This is a genomic window from Flavobacterium luteum (genome assembly GCF_008806775.1).
Lineage (GTDB): Bacteria > Bacteroidota > Bacteroidia > Flavobacteriales > Flavobacteriaceae > Flavobacterium > Flavobacterium luteum.
Map to the genome: position 1 here is coordinate 21317 of NZ_WAEM01000013.1, position 14886 is coordinate 36202.

12 protein-coding genes and 2 pseudogenes are annotated in these 14886 nt (G+C 31.2%); 13 read left to right on the plus strand and 1 reads right to left on the minus strand.

Annotated features, from left to right (window positions below; translation table 11 throughout):
- Positions 1–59: 59 nt before the first annotated feature.
- The 6 genes from F6464_RS14055 to F6464_RS14080 all read left to right on the plus strand — a co-directional run bounded on the left by F6464_RS14055 (position 60) and on the right by F6464_RS14080 (position 6297).
- Positions 60–923: a glycerophosphodiester phosphodiesterase family protein gene (locus F6464_RS14055; RefSeq protein WP_225318098.1), complete on the plus strand. Its 864-nt coding sequence runs from the start codon at positions 60–62 to the stop codon at positions 921–923.
- 137 nt (positions 924–1060) lie between these two features.
- Positions 1061–2203, plus strand: coding sequence for a GDSL-type esterase/lipase family protein (locus tag F6464_RS14060; RefSeq protein ID WP_191963399.1), 1143 nt, complete (start codon positions 1061–1063; stop codon positions 2201–2203).
- 70 nt (positions 2204–2273) lie between these two features.
- On the plus strand, positions 2274–2999 hold the full coding sequence (locus F6464_RS14065) for a GDSL-type esterase/lipase family protein (protein ID WP_191963400.1): 726 nt from the start codon (positions 2274–2276) through the stop codon (positions 2997–2999).
- 30 nt (positions 3000–3029) lie between these two features.
- Entirely contained in the window at positions 3030–4394 is a 1365-nt protein-coding gene (locus F6464_RS14070; protein WP_151108590.1) for a glycosyl hydrolase 53 family protein, read from the plus strand.
- Positions 4391–5179, plus strand: a complete 789-nt coding sequence (locus tag F6464_RS14075; RefSeq protein ID WP_151108591.1) for a polysaccharide deacetylase family protein — start codon at positions 4391–4393, stop codon at positions 5177–5179. The genes F6464_RS14070 and F6464_RS14075 overlap by 4 nt, the downstream gene beginning before the upstream one ends.
- A gap of 557 nt (positions 5180–5736) precedes the next feature.
- Positions 5737–6297: an acetate uptake transporter gene (locus tag F6464_RS14080; RefSeq protein ID WP_151108592.1), complete on the plus strand. Its 561-nt coding sequence runs from the start codon at positions 5737–5739 to the stop codon at positions 6295–6297.
- A 94-nt stretch (positions 6298–6391) separates the two neighbouring features.
- Here the strand turns inward: F6464_RS14080 and F6464_RS14085 are convergent, their stop codons facing one another.
- Complete coding sequence (locus F6464_RS14085; RefSeq protein WP_151108593.1) at positions 6392–7255, minus strand: hypothetical protein; 864 nt, start codon at positions 7253–7255, stop codon at positions 6392–6394.
- A gap of 335 nt (positions 7256–7590) precedes the next feature.
- Here F6464_RS14085 and F6464_RS14550 point away from each other — a divergent pair, with 335 nt between their 5' ends.
- The 7 genes and pseudogenes from F6464_RS14550 to F6464_RS14120 all read left to right on the plus strand — a co-directional run bounded on the left by F6464_RS14550 (position 7591) and on the right by F6464_RS14120 (position 14703).
- On the plus strand, positions 7591–7764 hold the full coding sequence (locus F6464_RS14550) for a hypothetical protein (protein WP_191963401.1): 174 nt from the start codon (positions 7591–7593) through the stop codon (positions 7762–7764).
- Positions 7765–7822: 58 nt separating this feature from the next.
- The gene (locus F6464_RS14090; RefSeq protein ID WP_191963402.1) at positions 7823–9523 is read left to right on the plus strand and encodes a tetratricopeptide repeat-containing sensor histidine kinase; all 1701 of its coding nucleotides are present in this window, start codon (positions 7823–7825) and stop codon (positions 9521–9523) included.
- 12 nt (positions 9524–9535) lie between these two features.
- Positions 9536–10204, plus strand: a complete 669-nt coding sequence (locus F6464_RS14095; RefSeq protein WP_151108595.1) for a response regulator — start codon at positions 9536–9538, stop codon at positions 10202–10204.
- Between the two features lie 373 nt (positions 10205–10577).
- A complete protein-coding gene (locus F6464_RS14100; RefSeq protein ID WP_151108596.1) occupies positions 10578–10907 on the plus strand; it encodes a hypothetical protein in 330 nt (109 codons plus the stop codon).
- A 713-nt stretch (positions 10908–11620) separates the two neighbouring features.
- Positions 11621–11674: pseudogene (locus F6464_RS14775) on the plus strand (hypothetical protein); the annotation flags it as partial.
- Positions 11675–11895: 221 nt separating this feature from the next.
- Positions 11896–12690: an endonuclease/exonuclease/phosphatase family protein gene (locus tag F6464_RS14110; protein ID WP_151108598.1), complete on the plus strand. Its 795-nt coding sequence runs from the start codon at positions 11896–11898 to the stop codon at positions 12688–12690.
- Between the two features lie 1215 nt (positions 12691–13905).
- Positions 13906–14703: pseudogene (locus F6464_RS14120) on the plus strand (ISAon1 family transposase).
- The last annotated feature ends 183 nt before the right edge of the window (positions 14704–14886 follow it).

The following is a 14886-nucleotide window of genomic DNA, read 5'->3' on the forward strand; positions in this document are numbered from 1 at the left end:
AGAAATTTGACATTGATAAATTTAATCACTTTACAAGCATATTAATTAAGAAATAAGAAATGAAAAATATTTTAATAATAATTACAATATGTTTAATTGGCATTTCGATTTTTTCTTGTAAGTCACAAATACAAATTACTAATCAAGATACAATAGAAGATAAATCGACCCATAAAATCGACCAACTTCTCATACAATTAAACAACTCCAATGGATCAGATGTTTTAGTGATATCGCATAGAGGTGATTGGCGAAATTTTCCTGAAAATTCTTTAGAAGCTTTCTCTAGTGCTATTGATATGGGCGTTGATATAATAGAAATGGATGTGGCAAAAACCAAAGACAATCATTTGGTTATCCTACATGACAACACATTAGACAGGACAACAAACGGGAAAGGGTTGGTCTCCGACTGGACTTTAGATGCGTTGAGAAAACTAAATTTAAAAGATGGTCTAGGAATAGAAACAAAATGTAAAATTCCAACATTAGAGGAAGCCCTAATTGTTTGCAAAGGCAAAGCGTTGGTCAATTTGGATAAATCGTACGATTTTTTTAATCAGGCTTATGATATTGCAAAAAAAACAAGCACAACAAAACAAATAGTTATGAAAGGGTATAATAAAACTGTAGATCAAGTTATGGCGGATTTCGGAACAAAATTAGATACCATCACATTTATGCCCATAATTAATTTGGATAATCAACCCAATGCACTACAAATAATTGATGATTATCAAACAAAGTTAAAAGTAAAAGCCTTTGAAATAGTATTTTCAAAAGATACCTCAAAAGTATTGACTAGGTTTCCACAAATAAAGAAAAAAGGAAGTAGGATCTGGGTCAATTCATTATGGGCTTCATTAAATGCTGGTCATGAAGATAATGAGGCGGTTAAAAACAAAGACAGTATTTATGGCTAGTATTTAAAAAAAGGCGCAAACATGATTCAAACCGATAGACCTCAATTACTTTTAGATTATTTGAGATATAAAAAAAGCACATCAAAAAAATTTCAAAAAGACTTATGAAAATTAAACCATCTTACAAAAATTGCCAAATGAAAAAGCTAATTATTTCAGCACTATTCTTACTAACTTTGAATTTATATCCATCTTTATTAGGTTTAACATCGGTATGTGCACAAAAATTGACAGTCGAATCCAAATTTGATACTAACACGCTCTATCCTCCATCAAGTATTGTAATTCCAGACCACAATGACTGGACAAAAGGACACTACAAAGACCGAATAGCCGAATTTAAAGCCAATCCGCTTGAGTTTGGCGATGTCGTATTTATAGGTAACAGTATTACAGAACAAGGTGGTGATTGGGCAAAAAGATTTGATAATGCAAAAGTCAAAAATAGAGGAATTGCAGGGGATGTAACTGCGGGAGTAATTGCCAGATTAAAAGAAATCTATTATTACAAACCCGAAAAAGTATTCTTAAAAATTGGTGTTAACGATTTGTTTCATAGTGATTTAAAACCTGAATACGTGGCCAATAACATTAAGTTAATTGTCGCAATGATTCATCAAGAGTCACCAAAAACAAAAATTTATGTTCAAACCATATTACCATCAAGAGATAATAATCCTTCCAAAGAGAGAATAGCAGCAACTAACGCTATTTTGAAGTCGATGACTTCCACCGATTTTCTTCAAGTTATTGATTTGCATTCAGCTTTTACAGACCAGAATGATTTAATGATTAGCGAATATACTCACGATGGGTTGCATTTGAACGAGGCTGGATATGAAGTATGGCAAAACTTTATAAAAGAGTTTGTTAATGAAGGCAAAACCACAAGCTATGTAAAGAAAGTAATAGATGCGACTCTAAAACCTTCTGTTGTCTTTACGTCGGCGATGCCTGTTAGTACTTCAATAGGAACCGTTTTAAAGGTTAATTACAGATATACAGCTAATAAGGAAACTAATATCTATTGTGGTATCAGTTTATTAAATGACTGGACTTGGGTATCCTTTGTAGGTGGTGAAGGAAAAAAATTACCTGCTGGAACAGATGTAGAGGGATCTTTTGATATCACTATACCAAAAGGGACAAAGCCATCAGCTGATTTAAAAGATAAATTAAATTACAAAATCAATATCGAAATGAAATCGCTACCTGATTATACATGGCTAGCAGGTGATTATCCAGCAACGCCATTGAACCTTGAATTACCAAGCAAATAGAGTCATATAAATACATCGATACGATTTGAAACATATAAAAAGGATTATGAGAATAAAAAAAATCAAACAAATGAAGACTCTATTTTATATACTACTAGCTTTATTAAGTTTGTATTCTTGTACATCTGAAATTAGTACTACTCCAAAACCTGAACCTACATTTGATACTAGCACACTCTATCCCTCACCTGATGTGGTAATACCCTATCATACCGAATGGACAAAAAACCATTATATTCAAAGAATAGCCGAATTTAAAGCCAATCGGCTACAAATTGGGGATATTGTATTTATAGGAAACAGTATTACCGAACTAGGTGGAAATTGGGGGACACGATTTAGCAACTCAAAAGTAAAGAATAGAGGAATTGCAGGAGATGTCACAGTTGGAGTAATAAACAGATTAGAAGAAATTTATTATTACAAACCTGAAAAAGTGTATTTAGAAATTGGCATCAATGATTTATTTCGAACTGAACTAACCCCTGAGTATGTAGCCAACAATATTCAAAGAATTGTAGACAAAATTCATTTAGAAACACCGTCCACAAAAATTTATGTTCAGACTATTTTACCAACTTCTAATAACACTTCTTTGAAAGCAAAAATTGCAGCCACTAATGCCATTATCAAAAATAGTATTCAAACCAATTATTATCAAGTAATTGACCTTTATGCTTTATTTGCAGATACCAATGATTTGATAATTAGCAGTTATACTGTTGATGGAATACATTTGACAGAAGCGGGATATGGAATTTGGGAAAATTACGTCAAAGGATTTGTGAATAATTAATTGATTTATTCCAATAAAAAAAGTATTAAAATGAAGAAACTATTTTCTTTTATCGTTTTGACATTATTTCTTCATAATTATATTCAATCACAGTGCTTTAGTATTGGTGCCGATATGTCTTATGCCAATTCAGTTCTTGAAAAAGGAGGAATATATAGAGATTCTAGCGGAAACATAACTAATCCTTATGCTTTTTTTGCTCAAAAAGGAGCTAATATGGTACGAATTAGGCTTTGGCATACACCTGAAAACAATATTGATATATGCGGAAATCCCATTTCGACTAATAATTTAGAAGATGTTGTTTTGGCATTCAAAAGAGCTAAAATACAGGGGATGAAATTAAATTTATCTATTCATTATGGCGATTATTTTAATGACCATGGCAATCAAAAAATGCCGAAAGCTTGGATAGGTCTTCCTCCTAGCCTACTCCTCGATTCAATTTACAACTACACCTATGCTGTTTTAAAAAAACTAGATACAGAAGGGGTGACTCCAGACATTGTAGCGATTGGAAACGAGACTACTTATGGTTTTATTAATGAGACCGCTCCAACAAATGGCTGGATTTGGCCTAATGATGCCGACAAATTTAATATTGCACTCACTGCTGTGGATAATTTTAATAGAGTAAATAACTATTCTATAAAGAAAGCAGTCCATTTTACAGATAATACGGCAGGATGGTTGGCAGGACTTTTTTATTCGAAAAATATTAAAAATTTCGACATTATTGGAATTTCTTTCTACCCCTATTTTTCAGATTTTGATTCTTTACAACAATTGGGTAGTTTAATAACAGAATTAAAAACCACCTACAAAAAAGAAATCATGATTTTTGAAACTGGTACCCCTTGGACCAACAGTGCCTATGCTGATAGCTATGGTAATTTTATGGGTAATAATGGCAACTTTAATTATCCCATCACTCCTCAAGGACAAAAAGATTTTTTATTTGATTTAGCAAATACAGTTTATAATGCCGGTGGAACTGGTATTTTATATTGGGAACCTGCTTGGATAAGTTCTGGAATGTGTGATTTATGGGGGCAGGGTTCTTCTTATGAAAACGTAAGTTTTTTTGATTTCCAAAATGGAAACCGACCCTTGCCCGCCTTTGATATTTTTAATTTTTGTAGTACTCTTTCTCTGAAAGAAGAAAAAATTTACGATAATATCTTAATTTTTCCAAATCCTGCCAGTAACGAAATCAAAATCATTGGTATACAACAAGATGTTGCTATTAAGATAACAGATGTTTTGGGTAGAATAGTAAAAAATACATTTTCAAAAAACAACAGCGTTGATATTAATGATATACCAGTCGGAGGCTATACAATTAGTCTATTTATTGATGACAAAATAGTTTCAAAGAAATTTATTAAAATATGACACGATTTAATCGGATTGTAATAATTCCATGTTTTTTACTTTTTTGTATTTTCTCTATTAGTTGTAAAGGGACTAAAGATAAAATAATCAGTAAAATTAATACTACTACAAATCAAGAAAAACTAGACAGTTTGCCATTAATTCCTAGACACTTTTTGGAACAAGAAAAAGTAAGTAATGGGCATTGTTTGCTTAGAGGAAAAGGAGGAAACAAATTAGTCGCATTGACTTTTGATGATGGCCCAACGAATTTGTCCAATAAAATTTTAAACGTTTTAAAAAAAAACAGTGTTAAAGCCACATTTTTTTGGCTGGGGAAAAATCTTGCTGAGAATAGAGAGATTATTAGTAAAGCCAAGAAAAGCGGACATCAAATTGCTAATCATAGTTGGGATCACACTAATGGATGGAATTTAGATGAGCAATACATATGGGAGCAGCAAGTAGCAAAAACTATCGAAGAGTTAAAAACAGTTGCTGGTGTGCAATCCAAATACTACCGCCCTCCTTTTGGTGGTATTACACAAAAACAAATTGATTTTCTTGGCAGCAAAGGTATTACAACTGTATTATGGTCTATAACAACCATGGACTGGGACAAAACACAAAACGACGGAATTGATTTAGAAAATAAGTTTACATCCTATCTTCATCCTGGTGCTATCGTTTTAATGCACGATTATGATTTCGGAAAATCAGAACAAATGTTAGTTGCTTTAGAAAAAATGATAATATATGGCAAATCGCAAGGTTATAGGTTTGTTACAGTTGAGCAAATAAATTAGTAGAATTCAAAGGTAATCGAATTTTAAATAGTAACGAGATATCATCAGTAATAGCTTAATGTATTTTTAGATTCAACGGCTCTCAACTATAGAATATTATGGAAAAACACAAAACTGACTTTCAGTCTAACACTAAATGGAAAGTTATAAAAATAACATTAAATTAATAAAAAAGCAGCAATAGAGCATAATTACTCTGAGTAATAACGTATATAAATTATGGGATTTTTTTGGATGGTACAATTATTAGGTATTTGCTTTTTTATTTTTTTTAGTATCGGCTCAGCAACTTTAATAAATTTATTTATTAGGAAGAAGCATTATAATAATTTCATTAGTTTATTAAAAATATGTTTTTGGCTAATAATGAACATATTTATAGGAATTATTATTTTCAACTCGTTTTAATGAGTGATAACCCATTTTTAAAATAGAGAATCAATAAATAATATAAAAGACAATCGCTAAATCAACTAGGGCTTAAATGCTTTTGAAATCTATATACTAGATATAATCAGTCTTAACTAACTTAAAAACCAATTTATAATTTTATTTTTATGGAACAAATTATCAAAGACACCACAGCAAATTCAGCGCCATTAGGCTTATTCGGTTTTGGAATGACAACAATATTATTAAACATTCATAACGCAGGATTTTTTGAGCTCAATGCCATGATTATGGGAATGGGTATATTTTTTGGAGGAATCCAACAAGTTATTGCCGGAATTATGGAATGGAAAAAAGGAAATATGTTTGCTATGGGAGCATTTATATCCTATGGTTTCTTTTGGCTTTCGCTTGTAGCCTTATGGTTACTACCATTAATGGGGGTGGCTAAGCCTGATGGAACTTCGATGGGATTTTATTTGAGTATGTGGGGAATTTTTACTCTTGCCTTTTTTATCGGTACTTTAAAAGGAAATACAATTGGAAAACTGATATTTGGTTCTTTGGTTATTTTATTCGCATTATTGTCTGTCGCTAGTTTTACGGGCAATGAATCTGTACATACTTTCGCTGGATATGAAGGAATTATTTGTGGCTCATTTGCTTTTTATGAAGCTGCAGCTTTAATCATAAATGAAAAATTTGGAAAATCTGTTTTACCATTGTAAAACAGTTTATTTTTATAGTTCGCTTAGCTTAAATTCTTGACATGAGACATGAAGATGTGTTATTACAAAATTGAAAAAATACTGAAAATATTATTTAGTTAACCGTCAAAACATACTTCTTAATAATATACTTGCTTACAGGTCGCAGCGTTTTTCTGCTTTCAGGATGCAAACCTGGCGCATTAAAAAACTCGCATTTTCCATCACGTTTACTATACCAAACAATCGGTTGGTCATTTTTAAAAAATGTTGTTGTATCAGAAACTTCTATTTTCTTTAACTGAAATAAGGATTCGTCCTTATCAAAAATCGGATTTATACTTGCAAATCCTATTTCACTTCCTTCACAAACCACTTCCTCATAGTGGTCATTATTCCATTGCATACATTCTTTATCTGGGAAAAATTCTTTCTTAACTCCATAACCTCCTAAAGCCATCCCTACTATACTAATAGCTACAGCTATACTTCTCCGTTTTGATCTTTTTAGATTTACAGTTCTATTGTCTGGAAAAGAATTTTGTTGAGAAATAGTATTTACAATCTCTTCCTTATTAATTGATATTTCATTAGAGAACTTATTTAAATCCATTGGACCTTGATGAATAAATTTACTAAAAGGTCTTGGTTGAAAATCAACTAAAACCGCAATTAAATTCAAATTATTTGGGTTTGTCTTTCCATTTTTACCAATTAAAAAATTCTTAATGGCTTTGAACTTCTCGATATCAAAATTCTCAATACTCCTTCTTAAATTCTCTCCTTGCTTTACTTGAAAAAACAAAGTAAAAATCCCTTCATCCACTTTACTTAAACCATTGTCTAAAATCAACAAACACAAATTTCGCAATTGAGCTGGAGTTGGGTTTAGTAAAAAACTGGAATATATTCCGCTTTTCACCTCTTCATATTGGCCTTTTATGGCTGCGGTATAGTCTTCAAAAGTAATAACACTCATAAGCATTTATCGGAATAAAACGGAATCTTTCGGAATTAACAGAAAGACCGGAATTGCATTACTACAACTCAAACCAACTTCCATTCCTTTGCTGCAGAAATAGTTCTTGTTTTGAATTGCAATATAAACAAATGTACAAAACTACTTCTAAAAAAGTGTTGCTAAACAGTATGGAATTTTTATCTGGGAAGTATACTTAGACTTTACTCGACTAGCGCACTTCACTTCCCAATCGTACCTAAAAAGTACTCCTATTTTATCGGTTTGGCACCAATTAACACTCGATTTCACGAATCGTACAGCCCAACCTATGTCTAATTTTTACTACTTAAAAAATGAAAAAAGTATCCTTATTATCGTTTTACCTTATAGCTACAGTAGCTATAGCATCATCTGGGAATCGCAACTTGTTGAACAGCACCCACACCCAAAATCCCTCTTTAATTGCTGAGAAAGTTAGCTCTATTGGTGGTAATTCTACCGCCCCTGCTACTAGACCTAATCCTTAATTCCGTTAAGAATTAAATATTATCGGAGAAATTAAATTAATTTTATTATTTTCGGGGAATGATACTCAAAAAGTTCCATTTCCCGATTATTATAGTGCTAACAGTACTTTTGGTTGCGGTATCTTGCAAAAAGGAAGCTAAACCAATAGCTACTTCTAAGTTGACTTCAGAATTCTACACCCTTTTTAATAAAGCAGAAATTCTGTATAAAAATCAAGATTATAGTAAGGCATTTTATTGTTATAATAAAACCAAATTGATTGGTGAAGCACTAAATGACAATAATAAAATTGTTTATTCCTTGATGCAAATGGCTCAGATTCAGCGAGAACAGTCTGATTATTCGGGTAGTGAAGCTACGGCTACTGAAGCTATTAGCCTTTTCAATAAAGAGACCCATATCGAATATCAAACGATTATTTATTCTACGTTAGGAATAAATTATATGGATAGTTATGATTATGAAGACGGCCTAAAATATTTTCAATTGGCACTTAGTACAACTAATTATCCGTTAGATCAAGCAATTATTAAAAATAATATAGCTAATCTTTGTACTAAGAAGAAAGAGTTTAAAAAAGCAATTGCTCTTTTATTAGAAGTTTTAAAACAAAAAGAAGTTCTAGGTAATCCAGAGACCCATGGCGTAGTTTTGGGTAACCTTGGATATGCCTATTTTCAGGCCGGTGATCCTTCTGGCATTCACTATTTGAAGCAATCTTTGTCCATTCGTTTAAAAGATAAGAATGATTTCTATACTACTGCGAGCTATTTTAATCTTGCTAAGTACTATGAACCAAGAAATAGTAGTCTAGCTAAAAACTATGCTCTAAAAGCTTATGAATTGGCAACAAAAATAAATAATGCCGAAGACCGTTTAGAAACATTGGGAGTAGTACTCAAGAATAGTGATGGTAATGAATTTAAAAAATATTCTCTTATTCATCTCAGTCTTAGTGACAGTCTAACAAAAGCAAAACAAATTGCCAAGAATCAATTTGCAAAAATAAAATACGATGCTACGCAAACAAAACTGGAAAATGCAACATTAAAGCTAAATGAAGAAAGAATAAACAATAGGAATACCCTACTTTATACAACCTTAATTTCTTCGTTTATTTTATCTATGTTGCTTTATTTTTTAATTCGCTCTAAGCATAAAAGAGAAACTCTAAATACATCCTATACTACTGAAACTAGAATTTCTAAAAAATTGCATGACGAATTAGCCAATGACGTTTTTTATGCCATATCATATGCTGAGACCAAAGATTTATCAGTAGAAAACAATAAAGAAAAGTTGTTACAAGCATTAGATACTATCTATGCCCGGACCCGAAATATTTCTAGAGAAAATAGCACCATTGATACAGGAATAAACTTTGTACCCTATCTGAAAGAATTAATTTCTAGTTACAGCGGTAATGAGGTCAATATTTTAGTTAACGGATTAGATACCATTTCTTTAGACACTATAGACAATAACAAAAAAATCATTATCTATAGAACCATTCAAGAATTACTGGTTAACATGAAAAAGCACAGTCAAGCCACTTTGGTGGTATATACATTCAAGAATATAAAAAACAAAATACAAATTGATTACTCTGATAATGGCGTTGGAATTGCTATGAATGCGATAAATTTAAAAAATGGTCTTCAAAATGTGGAAAACCGTATTGATGCCATAAAAGGAACTCTTACTTTTGATAATAGAACCAGAAAAGGGTTTAAAGTAAGTTTCTCCATTCCTGATTAATAAATAGTCAATATGTTTAATAAAGTTATCGTTGCCGAAGATTTAGATAGTATCAATATTGCCGTAGTGCAAGCATTGAAAGAACTAGAAATTGCCAATATTCATTATGTTAAATACTGTGATGAAGCTTTTATTAATATTAAAAAAGCTAAAATCGAAAATCAGCCTTTTGAATTGTTGATCGTTGATTTGTATTTTAAAGCGGACCATCGAGAAAACAGACTTCATTCTGGTGAAGAATTGATAGCTGCTGCAAGAAAAGAGCAGCCCGAAATTAAAATCATTGTATTTTCAAGCGAAGATAAATCTTTCAAAATCAAATTCCTTTTTGAAACTTTAGCTATTGATGGATTTGTAATAAAAGGAAGAAATAGTATTCCCGAACTTAAAAAAGCAATACAAAGCGTTTATGACGCTAAAGACAAATATATTTCTCCAGAATTAGCTTTTATTTATAGAAACAAAAAACTCCTCGAAATTGACTCCTATGACATTGAATTGTTAAAAGAATTATCAAAAGGTTTGACCCAAGATGAAATTTCTTTGTGCTTTAAAAATGCATCAATCACTCCCAATGGAAATAGTAGTATTGAAAAGCGTATCAATAAACTAAAAATTTTCTTCAAAGCAAAGAATAATGTCCATCTTATTGCTATTGCAAAAGATATGGGATTGGTGTAAAAGAGCATAAAAAACAGCATGTTTTCTTTAGTAGCCAAACTGATATAATCTTTTTAATTCTTTTTTCTAAATTAAATTCACTCTTTACGATTTCCCGTAAGGAAAGCCTCTTTTTTGGATCTAAGTTTGAACATTAAATCAACTTATCATTCTCCAAAATATGAAAATTTATTATGCCTCAACTTTTCAACTTCCTAATGGGTTTAATGTACTTCATGCTCAAAATTGTGTGTATCTCCCAACTTTTTTGAGTAGAACATTTCTAGGATATTTTTCTTCTTATGATAAAGCATTGAAGAAATCAAAAAAAATATACCCAAATACTATTGTGTGCCAATTTTGTATTAAAAAACTCTAAAATCAAAAGCAAAACATGAAAAAAAATTATATTCTTATTTTGGTGTTCTTTATATTAACTCTGAACTCCTGCTCGAATAGCCCACAAATAAAAGCAGAAAGTGCGGTGAAAGATTATTTACAAGAAAATTTAAACAATCCTGATAGCTATTGCCCTATTTCATTTTCTAAAGTTAAAACTTTTTCAAGTGGTACCAATACTTCTTACAGCATAACTCATGTTTATAGCCTACTAAATTCTGATAAAGATAGGGTAAAAATGACCGTTTCTTTTTTACTCAACACTGATTTTACCTTACAAGAAGTGGAATTAATAACTATTAATGGCGATTATGGATTGATGTGACTTTTTAAGAAATTGCAGTTACTTTTTTTAACTATAGAATAAAGACTAATTTAAAATTTAAAGACTTTGATATTTTATTAATAAAACCTTGAATACTGCATTTTGGTTGCAGAGCTAAAGGTTAAATTTAAAAATTATTTAAAACACAAATCATCTTCTAAAAATATGAAATCCATTAGTTTATAGCATTAAAGCACATAAAGACTTTAATTAAAATGATGCCTCATTATATATTTGAATGCTATTTTGTATATGCTACAACTCCTTACTTCCAAATGAAAAGCCCAAAAACCAACATCTTCAAATTACTTATAGCTACTATAGTTATTATCGTATTCCTTTTTGCGATTCTTCGATTTTTTTATCTATTAATCATTGAATAAACTAGCACGGGATTTGCCCATTAAGTATCGAAAAAGATAAACACAAATGCCAAAATTTAAAGAAACAAAAAATCTTTGAAATCTTTAAAAAAAGAAATCAAAGTAGAGTTTCGAAAAATTAATGCCAAGAAGATTGAAAAAAATGACCTCTTTACGATTTCCCGTAAGGAGATGAATTTTTATCCTTTTAAGTTTGAACTCAGCTAAACCTTGTGAGTAAGAGTGAAATGTTAGTAGAATATTAAACTGTGCATTCTGGTTGCAGACCTAAGTGTTAAAATTGCAAACGATTTGGATATAAGAGTTATCATAAAATTACACGAGCTACTAATGGCGGGTAGCGCAGGAAATTCGGAGTATCTTTCTAAAAGACTCGGGATATCTGTACGAACCGTGTATAATTATGTCACTTTTATGAAGAATGAACTTAACGCCCCCATTATATACAATTCAAACAACAAATGCTATAGTTATGATGGAGTTTGTGAGTTGTGTTTTATTGGGTGATAATGATTAATAAAGTGGAGTTCGGAAACCACTGAAATAAACGGGGCATAATCTGAAAAGCCACATGGGTAAGATTTAAAATTGATTAAAATGAAAAAATATTACTATTTTTCTTATTACTATCCTCTACCCTATTTTCTCAAGTAAAAGTCGTTTCCTGGAACCTCGAAAACTTTGGCAACTCAAAATCAGAGGAAACCATAAGTTTTATTGCTAATACCTTGAAAGAGTATGATATTGTAGGTATTCAAGAAGTAGTAGCGGGCTATGGTGGCGCTCAAGCCGTTGCCAAACTTGCCGATGAACTGAATCGCAAAGGAGCGAAATGGGATTACACCATTAGTGATCCAACCAGCAGTAGCGCCTATAAAACCGAACGCTATGCATTTTTATGGAAAACAGCAAAAATCAAGAAAATTGGCAAAGCATGGTTAGAAAAAAAGTATCATTTAGAAATTGATAGAGAACCCTATTATTGCACCTTTGAATATGATTTAAAACAATTTACTTTAGTTAATTTTCACGCCATCACCAAAAGCAAACAGCCCGAAAAGGAGATAAAGTACTTTAAGTTTTTACCTGCTGAATATCCCAACTTGAATTTAGTATTTGTTGGAGATTTTAATTGTCCGCAATCGCATAGTGTTTTTACCCCTTTGAGGAAAATGGGTTATGTACCCGTGTTTCAAAACCAAAAAACTTCTTTAAAAGCCAAATGCAAAAATGATCCTTGTTTATCTTCTGAATTTGATAATATTTGGTACAATACTGCTGTAATAAAAATAAATCATTCTTCTGCTATTTATTTTTACAACTCGTTCTCTTCTCTTAAAGATGTAGGAGCTATCTCTGACCACATCCCTATTGAGATGGAATTTGAATACAGCCACTAAATAAAAAACTATTTTTCTTTACAAAAAAAACCTTAAGAAATATATTATTATTCCAAATGCCTTTGCTATTCAAAACTTCTAAATTCTAATTTTATTATAAAACTGATACTTTAGTATGAATTATGAAACAGTTATCCTTAAATTTTTAAGAGCTACTAAAAACCAATTAACTCATGAAATATCAGCGATTTTAGTGATGTAGAATAGTTAATTTTAAGATTGCATTTGGAAATTATAATTGAATTTGTTTTTCCTATTTATTTTTCCTGCGGTTGTTCTTTTAGTAAATCAATGGCCTTAATCCAATAATTACAAGCCGATAGTTCGTTTTGTAATAGGGTTTCTGGATGATGTTGATATTATTGGATTTATCGAATTAAAAGACTATTTGAAGAAATATTCCTTTGCAACCTTAGTAACTAACAAAAGTAATTACCAAATTGCGAAGTTTAGATTATGAGAGTATTTTTTCAAATTAAAAAAATTTTAAATTCTGGTAGTTAAATACTATACTAATGATAAAACACGAATAATTCGTTCGATATTTCCAAATAATTTTCAATTTGAAAATAAAAAAATTTAAACCGCAGATATCAATCCAATACTTTTAAAAATTGCTAGTGTTATGGCTAAAAGTTATGGGAAAATATTAAAATATTGATTTTTGCATTTTAAAAATCTAAAGAAATGCAAGATTCCTATCTCGAACTTATCAAATTATTAATATCGGAAATTATTGTTGAATACTTCGAATTAACCTCCTATAAAAAAGCAGAAGAAATACTTCATCTTTATTTAAATAGATTAATTCTATTCCAAAAGAATATCGTCAAGATAAATTAAGTTCCGAAGGATTCATTGATAAGATAACCGCTCAGGATTTTCCAATTCTTGGACATCAAGTATATCTCCTATCACTCGCAGGAGATGGCTCAACCAAGATACCTGACAAGTTGTTTTTAGAGATTGGAATTTAGTAGCAGACGGAACTCGGCTAACACAAAAGTTCGCGTCTTTTTTAAAAGAGATTAATAGATACCAAACCTAATGACTTCAAATCAATTACCTCATTTTATGGTGTAAGTGTAAAAATCTACAACATCAGTAAAGGATTTCTTAAATGATTTTAAAATATGGAATCAAAAACCACATGCAAAAGAGTGACTTATTTTTCCAGAAAATATAGGTAAACGATTATCAATAGACGAAACCTCCTTGTCTAATGGTGAACTCTATACAATTCTAACCAATAAAGCCGCCAAAGGTAAAAAAGGTTCCATAGTAGCAATAGTTGCGGGTACTAAAGCGGATTCTGTTATTGCCGCTCTTGAAAAAATATCAATTAAACAAAGAAATCTAGTCACCGAAATCACCCTAGATATGGCAGGAAATATGGGACTCATTGCAAAGAGATGTTTTCCTAATGCAACTCGCGTTATTGATAGATTCCACGTTCAAAAACTAGCTTCAGAAGCATTACAAGAAATAAGGATCAAATACCAATTGCAAGGTATAGACCAGGAAAACGAAGCAATAGAAAAAGCAAAGAAAACCAAGAAAAGGTTCGAGTCTGAAGTATTGACCAATGGAGATACACTCAAACAATTGCTAGCCAGAAGTCGCTACTTCTTATACAAAAATAAATCAAAATGGTCAGAGAATCAATTACAGCGAGCTCATTTATTATTTGAATTGTATCCTGAGATCCAAAAAGCATACAATCTAACGCAAGGCTTACGCAACATCTTTGAAAGCACAACCGACAAAATTATTGGTTTTGCTAGACTTGCCAAATGACACGAAAAAGTAGACCAAGCAGGGTTCAAGTCTTTCAATACAATATCCCGAACAATAATCAATCATTATCAAACCATATTAAATTATTTTGATAACAGAAGTACTAATGGTTCAGCGGAATCTTTCAATGCCAAAATAAAAGCATTTAGGTCTCAATTTAGAGGTGTTAGGAACGTTGAGTTTTTCCTTTTTAGACTAACTAATATTTATGCTTAATTTTTGTTGCTCCACAGGTTTTGGGATTGATCCGGATTGATGTGGGCTTTGCCCCATACATTGCCGCCAATAAAACAAAAAACCTCGTTTTTTAGAACGAGGTTTTTAAAAAGAAAGGCGACGACATACTCTCCCACATAACTGCAGTACCATCTGCGCAGGCGGGCTTAACTACTCTGTTCG